Source organism: Flagellimonas spongiicola (genome assembly GCF_023502425.1).
GTDB classification, from domain to species: domain Bacteria; phylum Bacteroidota; class Bacteroidia; order Flavobacteriales; family Flavobacteriaceae; genus Flagellimonas; species Flagellimonas spongiicola.
In genome coordinates, this window is record NZ_JAMFMA010000003.1 from 322,481 (window position 1) to 338,508 (window position 16,028).

Below are 16,028 nucleotides of genomic sequence, written 5' to 3' on the forward strand. Positions count from 1 at the left end.
TTATGGCTTGTAAAGAAGAAACTGAAACGGTTGCACAACCCAATTTTTTGTTTCTGTTTGCGGACGATTATACTTATGAGGCGATACACGCTTTGGGCAATACCACAATTGAAACGCCAAATCTTGACCGACTAACCAAAAGTGGCACTACTTTCACGCATGCTTATAATATGGGTGGGTGGAATGGTGCCATATGCGTAGCCTCAAGGGCAATGATTATTTCAGGTAGAAGTATGTGGAATGCCCACGATTTGACCAAAGATTGGCAAAAAAAAGATACGGTTGCACTCAACAATACATGGGGGCGTTTGATGGCTTCAAAAGGTTACAACACCTATATGACCGGGAAATGGCATGTATTAGCACCAGCAGATTATGTTTTCGATACAGCACGTAATATTAGGCCCGGAATGCCCGATGACTTAAGAGGTGAAGCCAATTGGCCGGAAATACATAAAGCTTACAAGGAAAACAAGGACGTAAAATCCATGATGCCGGTAGCTTATTTTAGACCAATTGGTGCGCAAGATACCTTATGGTCACCTAGTGATCCAAAATTTAAAGGGTTTTGGGAAGGGGGTAAACACTGGAGTGAGGTAATAAAGGAAGATGCCTTGGATTATCTTGAGAACGCTGCAACCAAACAAGATCCATTCTTTATGTATTTGGCATTTAATGCTCCTCACGATCCGCGTCAAGCACCTCAGGAGTTTTTGGATAAATATGAGTTGGATAACATTCCCTTACCGGAAAATTGGCTGCCGGAATACCCTTATAATGAAGCTATGAATAGTGGTTTCACCATGCGAGATGAGGCATTGGCACCATTTCCACGTACTCCTTTTGCGATTAAGACCCATTTAAAGGAATATTATGCAATCATCACACATTTGGATGCTCAAATAGGTAAAATATTGGATGCCTTGGAAGCTTCGGGGAAAATGGACAATACCTACATCTTCTTTACAGGCGATCACGGATTATCAGTTGGACATCACGGACTATTGGGAAAGCAAAACATGTTCGATCATAGCATCCGCGTTCCCCTGATGATCGCCGGACCGGATATTCCCCAAGATAAAAAAGTTACAACGGATGTCTATTTGCAGGATCTAATGGCTACAAGCTTGGATCTAGCTAGAATTGAAAAGCCGGATTATGTGGAGTTTCATAGTCTAATTCCATTGATTAATGGAGAAACTGAACAAGGGTTTTTGAATGATGGGGTGTATGGTGCATTCGAAAAGGACTCGCAACGCATGATACGCAAGGACGGCTTCAAACTGATTGTTTATCCCAAAATAGAAAAGGTCCTGCTGTTCGATTTGGATAAGGATCCATTGGAAATGAATGATCTTGCAGCGAAGCCAGAAATGACAAATTTGGTAAAATCAATGTTTACAGATTTGATGGATTTGCAAATAAAAATGAATGACCCCTTGGATTTGAAAGACTTGTATCAAAGATTATAAGGAGTATTTCAGTAAAAAAAATACCCATACTAATAGAATTATAGCATGAGAACTAGACTATTATTGATTGCATTGGCGATCACGGTTTATCAACCTTTAGTTAACGCACAAGAGAAGACGTATACTGCAGATTGGAAATCTTTGGACTCTAGACCAGTAGCAGATTGGTTTTCCGATGCCAAATTTGGAATATTTATCCATTGGGGACCCTACTCTGTGCCGTCCTGGTCACCAAAAGGTACGTATGAGGAGTGGTATCAAACTTGGTTTCAGTCCGAAAGTGTATTTGGTAATGGAAAATTTACAGGGCAAGAGATACCAGATTTTCACAAAAGTACTTACGGAGCGGATTTTAACTATATCGATTTTGCAAAATTGTGGAAAGCTGAATTGTATAATCCCGTTAAATGGGCGGAAATATTTAAAAAATCAGGAGCAAAATATGTGGTGATGACGTCCAAGCATCACGATGGATTTGCATTGTGGCCGAATGAGCATGCAACAAAATCTAGAGGTCACCTTTGGAATAGTGTGGTTACCGGACCTAAGCGTGATTTGGTTGGAGATTTTGTTACCGCAATGAAGGATGCAGGCCTTAAGGCAGGATTGTATTACTCACTCTATGAATGGTACCATCCTTGGTACCAGGCGGGATTGGACAAATTCGTAACTGATTACTACCACCCACAATTCAAGGATTTGGTGGATAACTATGAACCGGACCTCATTTATGCCGACGGAGAATGGGAAAAAGATGATTCGTATTGGAGAAGCAAAGAGTTGTTGGCTTGGTTATTCAATGATTCAAAAGTGAAGGACGACGTGGTCATCAATGATAGATGGGTTAAAGGACAACGTCATAAGCATGGTGGGTTTTACACGACGGAATACCTGCGGGAAGAAGTGAATTTTGATAAACCGTGGGAAGAAATTCGCGGTATGGGTCTATCATTTGGTTACAATAGGAACGAAGACATTGAAGACTACAATTCCCCACAAATGTTGATTTTAATGCTGTCGGATATTGTGAGCCAAGGAGGTAATCTTTGCATCAATGTTGGTCCCGCTGCTGACGGTAAGATTCCTGTAATAATGCAAGAACGCCTGCTTCAAATTGGAAAATGGTTAGCAACCAATGGAGACGCCATTTATGGTACAAAAAAATGGAAGCGCTCCTACCAATGGTCACCAGGTGATAGAAATTTTCAATTATTGGAAGAAGGCCAAAGTTATGTGGAAGGCGATTATATACTGAAACAAACGGTGTGGCAACAACCTGGCAAGGCAGTGAAGGAGCTTTTCTTTACTAAAAAAGACAATGATGTTTATGCCATCAGTCCTAAATGGCCTGGTAAGGAACTTGTCATCAAGGATGTAAAGTTAAAGACGGACACCAAGATTACGTTATTGGCCACTGGTGAAAATCTAGCGTACCAAAAGCAGGGTAAGGACGTAATTGTAACCCTTCCAGAATTTAATCCTAACAATTTCCAACCGGAGGATTACTATGCTTTTGTGTTCAAAATCAGTCAGGTAAACTAAATTAATACAAATATATGCTTCAGCACTCAATAAGGCTTCGGATACCTTCTATACTTGTGATAATCCAATGTTTCATGTGGGTTGGTTGTAATGATAAGCCAGAAACTGAAGCGGAAGGAATGCCCAATATTATTTTTGTATTGGCAGATGACTTGGGTTATGGTGATATTAGTGCCTACAATCCAACCGGAAAGATATATACACCCAATATAGATCGTCTTGCAGCTGGTGGAATGCGATTTACAGATGCGCATACAAGTTCGTCCGTATGCACCCCAACACGTTATGGTATTTTGACGGGTAGGTATAATTGGCGTTCCACATTAAAACAAGGCGTACTGACTGGTAGATCAAATGCTTTGATTCCAAACACGAGAAGTACCGTTGCTTCCATTTTAAAAAAACGGGGATATCAAACGGCGTTTATTGGAAAATGGCATTTAGGATGGGATTGGGCGCAAACTGACACCTTGGAGGCAGGCGAGGGCTGGAATCCTGAAGATTTTGACAATATTGATTTTTCTAAACCGATCACCAACAATCCAAATGATCTGGGTTTTGATTATGCATATGGGCATAGTGGCTCATTGGATATGGCACCCTATGTTTATGTGGAAAACGGACAAGTAACGGCAATTCCTACGGTAAGTACGGTTAACACTGGAGAATATAGTTGGTGGCGTGAAGGCCCTACAGCGCCTGACTTTATTCATGATCAAGTGACTCCTAATTTTTTCGATAGGGCCATTGGATATGTCAAAGAACAATCCAATACTGCAAAACCATTTTTCTTATACCTACCATTACCATCCCCCCATACTCCTATTTTACCTTTAAAGGAATGGCAAGGAAAAAGTAATTTAAATCCGTATGGTGATTTCATGGTTATGATAGACCATTACATGGGTGTTTTGATGCAGACCCTTGATGAGGCAGGTGTTTCCAACAATACCTTGGTAATTTTTACCAGCGATAACGGATGTTCGCCAGCTGCCAATATTGAACAGATGAAAGAATTGGGGCATCTTCCCAATGGGCAATTTCGTGGTCATAAAGCGGATATCTATGAAGGTGGTCATCGCGTGCCATTTATAGTTCGGTGGCCCGGTAAGGTCAAAGCTGGCAGAATCAGTGATGAGGTGGTAAGTCTCAATGATTTAATGGCGACAGTATCTGCAATTTCTGGATATGAATTAAAGGATGATGAAGGTGAGGACAGTTATAATATTTTACCGGTTTTAGAGGGGCATACCTTGAACGAACCGCTACGCGAAGCTACGGTTCACCATTCCATTAATGGCAGTTTTGCCATACGGAAAGGGGAGTGGAAGTTGGCCATGTGTCCTGGGTCTGGTGGATGGAGCTTTCCCAGGCCCGGTAAAGATCAGACCGTTTTGGATACCTTGCCAAAAATGCAACTTTTCAATGTAAAGACTGACCCTCAAGAAACCCAAAACCTGTTGGATTCAAATTCAGAAAAGGCATCTGTATTAAAAGAACTGCTTACCCAATACATTCAGAATGGACGCAGTACCCCTGGTATAGCTCAAACCAATGATGGGACTGCTCATTGGAGACAACTGTGGTGGATGGATGAAAATTGAATAGAAATCCAATTAGGTAAGCAAATAAATTAAACAAATAAGGTTTAGCGTGCCAAAAATCAATTCAAATACCAAGCCTTGAATTAAATCTTTGCTCGGTTTTCCGTCCACAACTTGGCTTAAGATCCTACCCAAAGCAAAACCTACAAAAACGAGTGTTGCCACAATAAAAGAAGTAAATCGGAAATCTGATAGTAGTAAACCAAGTAAGATTAAGATGCCAGCAAAGAGTGTTACCGATCCAATTCCTCGCATTTCATTAGATAAGTCCCGGTCGTTATTTAAAGTATTGTTAGGATTGGCTAAATAGGTTTTGAGGCAATACGAATTTGCAGGTTTAAATAATCTCATAATACCCACAAAAAAAAGCATAAGTCCTGATAGTGAAAGTGTTATAATTTGAAAAATTTCCATATGTATGCGTTTTAATAGATTACTATCGCAAAAGTAATGGAGCATTGTGACAAGGGTGTGTCAGGGGTAATTTGAATTTTTTACATAACGTTCAAAATAGTCCTTCAATGTCATTTGGTGGGGACTGAACACTTCATTAAGGTGTTTGATGTTTAAAATAAAATCTATTCTAAAAGCCCTAAAATCTTTTCTTAACCTGCAGAAAGCAATGAGTATAAAATTTCCATTGATACTATAAATGGCAAAGGGTTCAACGTTACGGGCTGTTTGTTTTTTCTCAGAAGAACGGTATTCAATCTGAAGCAATTGAAAATGAATAATTGCCGCTTGCAATTGCATGAGATTATTGCTGCTACGCTCTTGTTTGTTATTACCCCCAAAGTATATACGATCGGCCAATAAATCAGCATTGCCTTTTTGGGAGTACCGTAGGATAGATTTTATTTTTTCCACAGCACTAGACATGTTTTCAACTAAGGAGCGGTCTTTGTTTTTAAGTACCAATTGCTCTATAGTTATTAAAGCATTCGCCTCATCTTCAGTAAAAAGTACCGGCGGTAGATGATAACCTTCCATGATGGAATACCCTTTTCCTTCCTGTGTTATAATGGGTATTCCGGACTTTTCCAATGTCCGTATATCCCGGTAAATAGTCCTTATACTTACTTGATGTCGGTTGGCCAATTGGGAGGCTGTTACCAATTGCTTGGACTGTAATTGGGTAAGTATTGCCGTTAGCCTGGAAAGTCTAGGTTTTTCTTCTTCCATTGTTCAAAGAATCAACAATTGGAACTATGGTAACTCCAATTGAGGTTTTAAAGGAGAAGTTAACCAAAATTGTCAAATAGCATGGATAAGAATATTGGATTACCGATCAGTGAGTCTTGCTTCCTTGGTACCATCTGGATTGATCAAAAAGATGTCCCCTTTGTCTTTTTCGCCAAAACGGTAGGAAGAAAATGCGATCATGGTTCCATTTGGTGACCAACTGGGGAGCACGTCCCGAACTTCGTTAAATGTGATTTGTGTTTGATTTGTACCATCTGAAGCCATTGTGAATAATTCAAAGTCGCCATCTCTATCCGAGGCGAAAGCTATGGTGTCGTCTGAAGACCAATCCGCCTGTATATCATTGAATGAATTGTCTGTAAGTTGCGTTAGTTCTTCATTTTTCAAATCCATTAGATATAAATTGTAGCTTCCTGTTCGGTTACTTTGATAAAGGATCTTAGTACCATCTGGCGACCAGCAAGCTAGTTTATCCGCAGCGGGATTTTTAGAAAGGTTTACCGGATTTTTGCCATCGCTTTGCATCAGTATGATATCACTGTTTACGGCTTTTCCAATGCAATTGGAGCAATACAGTAGCTGTTTCCCATCAGGGGATACTCTTGGCGATGTGTTGAATGCAGTGGTGTCAACACTTTTAGTAAGTTGGGTAAACGTTCCATCCTTTTTCAATGAAAATATCTCAGAACCTCCAAATCGTTCGGATTTACCAAAATCCGAACTTACATAGATAATGTCCTCGCCTAGCACGGTGTCACTCCACCATTCGTTGTGATAAGTGTCTGTAAGCCGAGTTAGTGCTGTTTTATCCGTATTTATGGTGTAAAGCTCAGCACCTTCAGGGTCGTGTCTGTAGGTATAGAAAAGCAATGTATGATCATTCTGCCAACGAGGTGCCGTGTCATACACTAATGAATCCGAAGATTTTACTGCGATTTCACTAGGTTGCTCCGTTTTATGTTGCTTACAACTTGCAATACCAACTAGGAGTACGCAAATAAGTAGATGAAATTGTACGCTAATTTGTTTGTGTTTGCTCCTAGCGATTTGGAAGGTATTAAACATGGATTTTGATTTCAAAGTAATTATCGAAGATTGCTTGTATTGATTCATCAAAAATTTATTGATAGAACCCCAAATTGCCCATTTTAGCGATACTGGTGAGATTTACATCGACCACTATTCTTTGTCCAGTTACACAATTACAGGCTTCACATTGTTCAGGTAGGATTGATTGGTCAAACTCAATATTTTGCACCGAAACATCATTGTTCTCCAAATAGTCCTTTAGCGCAATTTCAGTTACTTCGTTGGAATCGTTTTCAGTAGTTTCCCAGGGATCTGCACACTTGGTTTGGTCCCAATAAAAAACCGTAGGGTCAGCATCAACAGCATCCGTAGCGCAGCTCTGAATTAAAACCAACAGTACGCCAAGTGCGTATTGTTTCTTAACATTCATGGCAATTCTAGTTTTGGTACAAACTAATAAAACAATCGGTTTATGCCTATCAATTTGAAGTAGGAAATATCACATTTGATTTCAATGCCATTTGAATAGCGGCAAGCGTACCTAAATTGTCAAATTGGTTGAAATTGCTAAGATTGTACGTCTGATCAGACGTACTCAGCAATTACGGTTACTGCTTAAGCTGCTTTTTCTTGGTTTTGAAATCCTTGGTAATTTCCGCTCTATCATACTCATCCCCCAAGGTTGTATAGGCAACGTAGGTTAATTTGTTGCCCTCGATTGTGATGACCTGAAAGAATTGGGTTTGTTCCGCAGCGTTGTCCAGTTGATAGCCTTGTTCCTCATAGGTTTTCATTTGTTCGGAATCCAAGCTGTATTGTTTTGGCCCACTTACGGAGGTAACATAAATAGTTCCAACAGAACCATTCGAATCAGTTTCTGAAGATCTTTCTGGTACGTGACCTCTGGCATAGGTATGATCATGACCATTTAAAACCAAATCAACTCCATATTTGTCAAAAATTGGCCTCCAATGTTCTCTGGCAAATTGAAAATCACGTCCCTTGGCCGGTGAAAACACCGAGTGATGACAGGTGATGATGTTCCATTTGGCCTGTGATTCTTTAAGTTGTTTTTCTATATATGCGGATTGTTCCTCCAGTAATTCGTTGGAATTGAGTACGATGATGCGTACATCTTGATGGTCCACCGTATACACTGTTTCATGCAGTGCTGGGTCTAGATCCGTTTCAATAGGTAATGTAAACTGAGGTCGCCATTGAAGGGCCAATTTTCTCGGTTCACCTTCTGCCACAGGTCTGAATTCATGGTTACCTACAACCGGAATAGCCGTCCATTGACTGTGAATGAACCCTCCTGCTTTATACCACTCCGCCCATTCCTGATCACTATGTGCACTATTGATTAAATCTCCTGCATGAATCGCGAATGAAGCACTTGGTGCCATTAAATAGGCCATACGGATAACCCTTGACCAATGGGCAAGAACATTGTTCTGTGCATCACCAAAATAAACGAATTGAGTAGGGGCATAGCGTGATTTTGCGGTTCGGAATTGTATCCATTCAGACCAATGGTCATATCCGTCACCCACGCGGTAGACATACTGTTTATCTGGTAGTAACCCTTCAAAGGATACACTGTGGTAGTTTACCATTAAGGACGCATTGCCCTTGTAAAGTCCTAAATCAAAAGGTTCAGTAGTTGCTGCCTTTGTTTCTGCATTTTCGGTAAATTTAGAATTGACCGTGGCTTCTGCTATTTGGGCAACTGCTTGCGTAACACTTGTGTCTGTTCTCCAGGTAACCGCCCTGCTGGTGGCAGGGTTACCATTAAAGGTTAGCATAATACGATCCGGATCTTTACTCGGGATTTCCCAATGGTGCAAATCATCGTGTTGATGTTGCGCCATCAAGGGTAAAAAGAAAAGAAAGAAGATGGCATTTACTGCAATTGAGTACGGTTTGCGTATTGACATTTTAATGGTGTTTTTGGTATCTGTTGAATCAGGGATGAAATTAGCAATCTGAGGTTTATCAAAGCCGTAGGGGGCTGTTATTAATTAGTTAAATATGATTCACAGCCCAATCGTAATGTTACTTTCTTCTTCTATACTTGTCTTGCACGATTTGCTTTAAAAATACTTTGGAAGAAACATGGTCAAAGTTCAAAGGTTTGTCAATTTTGCCAAACAAAGGGAAGCCTCCGCCCAATAAAATGGGTATCGTGGAAATAATCAATTCATCAATTAAATCTTCCTTCAAAAAATTCTGAATGGTTCTGCCGCCATCTATGTAAAGAACCTTAAATCCTTGGCTTCGAATTTGTTCTAGGATGCTGCTGAGCTCTCCATTCAAAATGGTAATCTTTCCGATTAGGTTTTCAGGAATTTCTTTTAGCGTGCTGCTCAATACGAAGACGTGTTTTTCATATGGCCAATCAATCCCAAAACCAAGAACCGTTTCATAGGTGGTTCTACCCATCACAATGGCATCAATCTCCTGCATTAAATCTGAAAATCCCATTTCTACATTCTCTGGGTTTGGAATGGATTCCAGCCAATCCAGTTCGCCATTTTTTCCAGCAATGAAACCATCTAAACTTCTAGCTATGAATATAATGTTCTTACTTGCCATACATGAGAATTTTAGTTTGGGTTAACAGTTAAGATTTCCGCTTACAATAACAACGTTACCGAGATGAAGGTCTCTACTTCTGCATCGTCACCTAAATAGTACTTTTCACCATGAACAGTGACATCTACGCGAAAAGCTCTATTGAGTTCTTGATCCTGCCAAATATCCGTCCAAGTTGCAACGATTGCATCGGGCATTTTTCCTTTTGAGGTATATTTTATGGATTCACCAATACATAGTTCTCTGCCTATAAACCCTTCAGGAATTACATTCAAATTGCCAACAGGAAGACCAATGATCACCGTATACTTTCCGATGTCTTTGTTTTCATAGTCCGTATAAACGGCATAAATGTCTTCACTGATTTTATTGGGTACTTGTTTTTGAATGTCTTCACTCCAAAATCGATCCCACAGTTTTTCAATATCTATCAGGGATTGCCCATTTTCATTGGTCGTAACAATGGAAATCCCGATAATGCTAAAACAATTCAATTTGTCCATATTCAGTGCGCTGATTTGATAAATTTACTTAAGTTCTTGCAAGATTAAAGATAAAGATAGGATAGTCGGAATCCTTCCACTGACGAAAAATCAATCTTTCTGTTTCTAATCCAAGCATAGGTTTTCTAATTTGGAATTCATTTTGGGTGAATTAATAAAAATAGCTTGTCTCATTTATCCAATGGAAACGCCTTTTCATCAATCTAAATGAATTTATGGCCTTACCATTGCGTTTTGCAACAAGGTATATGGAATCATTTTTTATACTTCCTTCAAAATGTACTATTGAATCGTTGATTATTTCAAAACGAAACCTACTTGCTATTTGACGGTTGACCAATATGGAATCCATCTGCATCCAGGTGGCATCAGATAATCCCTTTTCGTTATAAATCTCTTGCATTTTGACAGCGAGTTCAGTGGGGTCTCCATAAACTATGATTTCATTTTTTTCAGCTAGCGATTTGATGTAGGCCAAGCTGTCTTCTTGGAATCGTATTGCCTCCAATAGTTGGTCGCCAATAATGATTTGGTTCCACCGCGCAGGGTCGCTCATGGATAAAGTATCGTTATTGATAATAAACGAGTTTACATCATATATCCCAAGGTATTTTGCCTTCATGCTAGTGTCTTCATTAATACTTTTGTTGTAGTTGGTATAATCGTAAATCAAGTAGATCATGAAGTAACCAATGACCGCACTTTTAAGAATGATTTTTGCCTTGGACATCCAGCGTTGTTTAAATTTAGGTGCTTTAATTGCGGGTAGTGAAACGGGCTTTTCACTAATGAAAAATTCGACTATTCTATTGACATCGCGAAGTATTAGAAAGAATGCCATAAGAAATAAGGCAGTAGGATACATTTTTGCGTGAACATCGTAATTGTAGTTCACGACAATAACATTTGAAAGGGTAGCCATGGTTAATAAGGCGCCTAGTGTAGTTGTCCTTCTGAAAAGTAATAGCAATGCCGCACTTTCGGCAAGACCCATAAAAATATTGTAGGTGTAGGAATATCCGAAAAATGCCCAGGCTAGATGCATAGGAGACATATCGCCAACACGTTCGGTAAGCGTATAGTAACCTAAGTCAGGGAATTGTGTTTTGAAGAATTTTTCCAGAGCAAACAGAAACATGGTGAATGCCAGATAATACCGGATAATGGCGGTTAACCAGTAATAAGCCTGCTGGTAATTTTGACGTTTTTTATCTACTAAACTCCATACAAATGAGCCAATTACGGCTATAACGGTAATAATGGTGTAAAGTAAATAGACATAGGTTCTATCATTATGTTCACCATCATATGGAGAAATGATGATATCGCTAATTCCCAGAAGTTCTTGACCTACCCAGGTAACCAGATTGTCCAATAGGGTGGATAGTGGCCCGTAATAGTAAAGCTGGGACAATATTGGATTTACGGACCAATCCATAAGCAGGATAAAAAGAAGAAAGCATATGAAAGCAAATCGAAAACAAATTTTTTGATATGCTTTCCATTTTTTAGGGATTTCCTTTTTGGTCATGTTTTTTCGGTACGTAGAATTTTATCCATTTTTCTTCCCTTGGCCAACTCATCCACTAACTTGTCCAAATACCGGCAATTCCTATACAAAATGTAAGCATCCGGTATTTCCTCAATGCGATAACCACAGATTACCCCTTTAATGAGATGTGCATTGGGATGGATTTCAGCTTCATTGAAAAAAGTTTCGAAAGTCACTTTTCTATCAATTAATTCTTGCAGTTTGTCTTTGCTAAAACCGGTCAACCAATCAATCACTTGATGTAATTCTTCCACAGTTCTACCTTTTTTCTCCACCTTGGTCACATAATGGGGGTAGACTGATGAAAAGGTCATTTTGGCGATTTTTTCATTTTTTTCTGCTGTAACTTCCATTTTAAGGTTTCGTTTACTGTTTACGTACCGCTTTCAGTTTTCTTTTTAATCGGAATGCAATAAGGGTAGGAATCAAGGCTATCAACAGCCCAATTAACAATCCCTTTATGGTGAATTGCATGGTTCTAGGCGTATCAATATCATGTCTATGGTTCCATATTTCCACAATCTTACCTTCATCATTGATTCGAAAAACATTGATGATTGGTATCGTGCCTTCACCAATTAGAAAATTGCCAGTGAATGTGGATGGGTCATAGGTTGCTTCCCAGCGTGTTGCTACCAGGTCACCTTCAGCTATTTGGTAATTGACTTTAGAGTCCCAATTCCCATTGTCCCAAAAGAAGTCAGCGATATTTTTCTGTTCCACAGCGGGTTCAGTAGCACCTTTACGATCACCGATGTCATGGACAACATAGGTGTCGGCAACATATTCAGTATAATTGTCCGTGTTGTCTGTAAACCAGAGGTCCTGATAAAAGTTGCGGGCAATTTCTTTGTTCCGATCTTGCCTGTTTTGGATTACAAGGCTATCACTTTGGGAATATGAGTTCATCCACATACCAACTAGTGCGAGGAGAAGCATTGTCTGTTTCATTATACATAGAATTTTGGTTGATTTATTTTGCATGCTATATGTGTCACCAAAAACTTTGGTAACGACTAAACACGGAATACTTCCGCGTCTCAAATACCAATAATGTGTAGGAGGAATTACCTTAAAGTTAAGGAATTACAATTATTTGCTCGCTAATAAACCATCTTGGGGCGATTGATAAAGGCAAGAATGGCAAGTCTTCATTTAAAACAGAAGTCTTGAAAACCTGAACTTTTAATTACTCGGCTACAAGTATTTACCGAATTTCTGGAATAAAATAGCTAATGCACTACTTCTCTTCAATTAGCAATGCAGGAATATTCAAAGACCTGAATAATGCATTGTATTCCTTCATTTCTGTGTTGATTATAGCATCCCGCTCATCTGCATACACTTTCCAATCTTCCATTAAGTCCTTATAACGCTCCTTGGCTCCTTGCGTGACCTTTGGGTCTGCCTGATCTATATAATTCATTAGTTGAATAAGCTGTGCATTGAGTTTATTGTTGAAATTGATTACGTCTTGAAATGTTTTTTGTTTGTCTTGAATTAAATTCTCCTCCCAATTATTAATGCGTTTCTGTAATACTTCCCCTTTTTCAACTAACGCGGATGCTTTGACATTCACTTTCAACAGTTTTGCATAATTGGTCAGTTGCGACTTGGCTGATCGCATTTGATTGACGGATTCATGCATTTCTTTAAGTGTTTTTTCTATTCCAACTAGCAAAGATTGTTGTTCCGTAAAATCTGCAGCTGTAGCCTTAATGGCTGGATTAGGTAGGATTTCCGCAGTTGTTTCCACAGATTCTCCCTCCAATGTTAACCTTAATGTATAGCTACCAGGAGCCACACTTGATCCTCCTAGGCCCCCAAACACAAAAACCTTGTTGATGGCGGGAATAGCTTCGCGATTAAAGTCCCACGTAAATCTGTTGTACCCTTTTTTAGAGGGTAGGACTTCTGGTTTGGAGGGACCTCCTGGCCATGTTTTAAAATCTTTCGGTTTTTTGTTGGTATAGGAGCGAATCACTTTTGAACCTTCAAGTACATCCAGTTTTAGGTGTAAGGAATCCGCATCCTTGTCTAAGTAATAATCAAAGGTCACCCCGCTTTTTGGATTACTACCTTGTCCAACAGCCTTGGATACACCACCAAAAATTCGATAACTTGGTTTTGGTTGAAAAATCTGAAATGCGTGAGAAGCACTCGTTATGTTTTGAAGCACTCCCAAATCATCCAAAATCCAGAATCCACGACCGGAAGTTGCAGCAACCAGATCATTGTCTTGTATGATCAAATCATTGATGGCAACCACGGGTAAATTCAAGTTGAGCCTTTGCCAATTTGCGCCATCATCATTCGAAACATATAGGCCGGTTTCGGTACCGGCGAACAGTAAACCAGCTTGTTTTTTATCGGCTCTAACCACTCTTGTAAATCCGTTTGGATCATCCAAGCCATTGACAATCTTGGTCCAAGTTTGGCCATAATCATTGGTTTTGAAAATATAGGAGTTAAGGTCCAATGATTTGTACCGCATAACAACTACGTAAGCCACTGCTAGATTATGTTCCGAGATGTCAATACTATTGATGATACCATCCGAAATTCCGGGAGGGGTGATGTTTTCCCAACTTGTCCCTCCGTTTTTTGTAATGTGCAACAACCCATCGTCACTACCGGCATAAAGCAAACCTTCTTGGTGCTGCGATTCCACCAACGCGGTAATGGTATTGTAATTTTCTCCTCCAGCAGCTTCGTTGGTATAAGGACCTCCGCCAGGACCATGTTTGTCTTTTTCATTTTTAGTGAGGTCTGGGCTTACTGAAGTCCAATTTAGTCCACCATCCGTGGTTTTGAAGACCACATTTCCTGCATGATAGATAGTGCTTCTGTTGTGCGGTGATGTAATTATCGGGGCATTCCAGTTGTAGCGGTATTTGGCGTCTTTGGGCGCAATACTCAAGCCCAGTTCTGGATACTCTTTGATAGGTTTCTGTGCCCTTGAAGTTTTGGTCCATTTACTGATATTGCCTTGATAGGTTCCGCCGTATACGATTTCCGGATTATCCGGGTCAAAAGCTATAAAAGCGCTTTCTCCGCCAGCTACGGAATACCAATCTTTCCAGTCAATACCTTCGTCATTGGTACGACTGGCAATTGAAATTGCTGAGTTATCTTGCTGTCCGCCATAAACGTTATAGGGAACTAGATTATCTGTAATTACCCGATAAAACTGTGACGTGGGTTGATTTTGCTGTGTGCTCCAACTTTTACCCCCGTTAAACGATATATTGGCACCGCCATCATTGGAGTTGATAAGATTCGTATTGTCATAAGGATTGATCCACAAATGATGATTGTCTCCATGGGGAACAGGAATGTTGGTAAAGCTTTTACCTCCGTCAATGGATTTCATCACCGGGGCATTCAAAACATAGACTACATTTTCGTTTTGAGGGTCCGCGAAAATCTCCATATAGTACCATGACCGAGCTATGTTCACGCGGTTACTGTTCACCTGCTTCCATTTTTTTCCGGCATCATCGGAACGATAAACCCCTCCTTTTTTTCCTTCGGCCTCAATGACGGCAAAAACACGTTCTGGATTAGCCCTTGAAACCGAAATTCCGGATTTGCCAAATTCCTTTGGTAAGCCTTCTTCCATTTTATTCCAAGTATCGCCGCCATCCGTTGATTTATACAAACAGGAATTTGCACCACCGGATTCCATGATCCAAGGGTAACGGCGATGTTGCCACATTGAAGCATATAAAATCCGTGGATTGGTCATATCCATGGATAAAGACGATGCACCAGTTGTTGAATTGACTGATAATACTTGTACCCAAGACTTACCCCCGTCCATACTTCTATAAATACCACGCTCATTGGTTGGTGCATATTGCGCACCTTGGGCAGCAACGTAAATGATGTCTGGGTTTGTTGGGTGGATAATCACATCAGAAATATGACGTGTTTTGTCCAGACCTATGTGCGACCAGGTCTTTCCCGCGTCGGTTGATTTATAAACACCATCACCCATAGAGGTCATAACACCTCGAGCAGCATGTTCACCCATGCCAACTACAACCACATTTGTATCGCTTTCTGATACTGCAATTGCACCAACAGAACCTGTCTTGAAGAATTTGTCGGAAATGTTTTTCCAGGTGATCCCATCATCTGTGGTTTTATAAACACCCCCGCCCGTAGATCCCATATAGTAGGTGTGGGGTTGGCCTATTACGCCAGATGAGGTAACACTCCTTCCGCCTCTAAATGGACCAATATTACGCCACTTCAAACCATGGAACAAGGAATCCACTAGTTTTACTGTAGGTTCTGTGGTTGCCTTTTTTCTTCGTTGCGCTTGATTGGTCAGGGGCAGCAACAACAGGCTGATTAGAAGTAATTTTAGGGTCGTACAAAATCGGGATTTGTCAGTAAAAGTTGTTGAAAGTGAAATAGATTTAATCATGCTTCAATGGTTGGTTAATTTGAATTATCACAACCTTGTCAATGCATTTACAGCTACTTAAAAAGCAAATTAATTCCCTTAACTGACGTATTC

General features: G+C 40.0%; 14 protein-coding genes. 3 read left to right on the forward strand and 11 right to left on the reverse strand.

Annotated features, from left to right (window positions below; genetic code table 11):
- The first annotated feature begins 2 nt into the window (after positions 1–2).
- The 3 genes from M3P19_RS12945 to M3P19_RS12955 all read left to right on the forward strand — a co-directional run bounded on the left by M3P19_RS12945 (position 3) and on the right by M3P19_RS12955 (position 4,618).
- Entirely contained in the window at positions 3–1,472 is a 1,470-nt protein-coding gene (locus M3P19_RS12945) for a sulfatase family protein (protein WP_249658108.1), read from the forward strand.
- A 45-nt stretch (positions 1,473–1,517) separates the two neighbouring features.
- Positions 1,518–3,014: an alpha-L-fucosidase gene (locus M3P19_RS12950; RefSeq protein WP_249658109.1), complete on the forward strand. Its 1,497-nt coding sequence runs from the start codon at positions 1,518–1,520 to the stop codon at positions 3,012–3,014.
- Between the two features lie 74 nt (positions 3,015–3,088).
- Positions 3,089–4,618 (forward strand): sulfatase family protein, encoded by a 1,530-nt coding sequence (locus M3P19_RS12955; protein ID WP_249658110.1) that lies wholly within the window; start codon positions 3,089–3,091, stop codon positions 4,616–4,618.
- Positions 4,619–4,630: 12 nt separating this feature from the next.
- On the opposite strand, the gene M3P19_RS12960 is transcribed toward M3P19_RS12955, so the two are convergent.
- The 11 genes from M3P19_RS12960 to M3P19_RS13010 all read right to left on the reverse strand — a co-directional run bounded on the left by M3P19_RS12960 (position 4,631) and on the right by M3P19_RS13010 (position 15,935).
- Positions 4,631–5,032: a DUF4345 domain-containing protein gene (locus M3P19_RS12960; RefSeq protein ID WP_249658111.1), complete on the reverse strand. Its 402-nt coding sequence runs from the start codon at positions 5,030–5,032 to the stop codon at positions 4,631–4,633.
- Positions 5,033–5,092: 60 nt separating this feature from the next.
- Entirely contained in the window at positions 5,093–5,800 is a 708-nt protein-coding gene (locus M3P19_RS12965) for a helix-turn-helix transcriptional regulator (RefSeq protein WP_249658112.1), read from the reverse strand.
- Between the two features lie 99 nt (positions 5,801–5,899).
- Positions 5,900–6,886 (reverse strand): TolB family protein, encoded by a 987-nt coding sequence (locus tag M3P19_RS12970; protein ID WP_249658113.1) that lies wholly within the window; start codon positions 6,884–6,886, stop codon positions 5,900–5,902.
- 55 nt (positions 6,887–6,941) lie between these two features.
- Positions 6,942–7,280 (reverse strand): hypothetical protein, encoded by a 339-nt coding sequence (locus M3P19_RS12975; RefSeq protein ID WP_249658114.1) that lies wholly within the window; start codon positions 7,278–7,280, stop codon positions 6,942–6,944.
- A 178-nt stretch (positions 7,281–7,458) separates the two neighbouring features.
- Positions 7,459–8,787 (reverse strand): purple acid phosphatase family protein, encoded by a 1,329-nt coding sequence (locus M3P19_RS12980; RefSeq protein WP_249658115.1) that lies wholly within the window; start codon positions 8,785–8,787, stop codon positions 7,459–7,461.
- Between the two features lie 118 nt (positions 8,788–8,905).
- Entirely contained in the window at positions 8,906–9,445 is a 540-nt protein-coding gene (locus M3P19_RS12985; RefSeq protein ID WP_249658116.1) for a dihydrofolate reductase family protein, read from the reverse strand.
- 41 nt (positions 9,446–9,486) lie between these two features.
- Positions 9,487–9,948: a GyrI-like domain-containing protein gene (locus M3P19_RS12990; protein WP_249658118.1), complete on the reverse strand. Its 462-nt coding sequence runs from the start codon at positions 9,946–9,948 to the stop codon at positions 9,487–9,489.
- A 151-nt stretch (positions 9,949–10,099) separates the two neighbouring features.
- Positions 10,100–11,479 carry a hypothetical protein gene (locus M3P19_RS12995; RefSeq protein ID WP_249658119.1) on the reverse strand — a complete coding sequence of 460 codons (1,380 nt, stop codon included), beginning with the start codon at positions 11,477–11,479 and terminating at the stop codon, positions 10,100–10,102.
- On the reverse strand, positions 11,476–11,853 hold the full coding sequence (locus M3P19_RS13000) for a DUF2200 domain-containing protein (protein ID WP_249658120.1): 378 nt from the start codon (positions 11,851–11,853) through the stop codon (positions 11,476–11,478). The genes M3P19_RS12995 and M3P19_RS13000 overlap by 4 nt, the downstream gene beginning before the upstream one ends.
- Before the next feature lie 13 nt (positions 11,854–11,866).
- Entirely contained in the window at positions 11,867–12,451 is a 585-nt protein-coding gene (locus tag M3P19_RS13005) for a nuclear transport factor 2 family protein (RefSeq protein ID WP_249658121.1), read from the reverse strand.
- 289 nt (positions 12,452–12,740) lie between these two features.
- Positions 12,741–15,935, reverse strand: a complete 3,195-nt coding sequence (locus M3P19_RS13010) for a VPS10 domain-containing protein (RefSeq protein ID WP_249658122.1) — start codon at positions 15,933–15,935, stop codon at positions 12,741–12,743.
- Between the last annotated feature and the right edge of the window lie 93 nt (positions 15,936–16,028).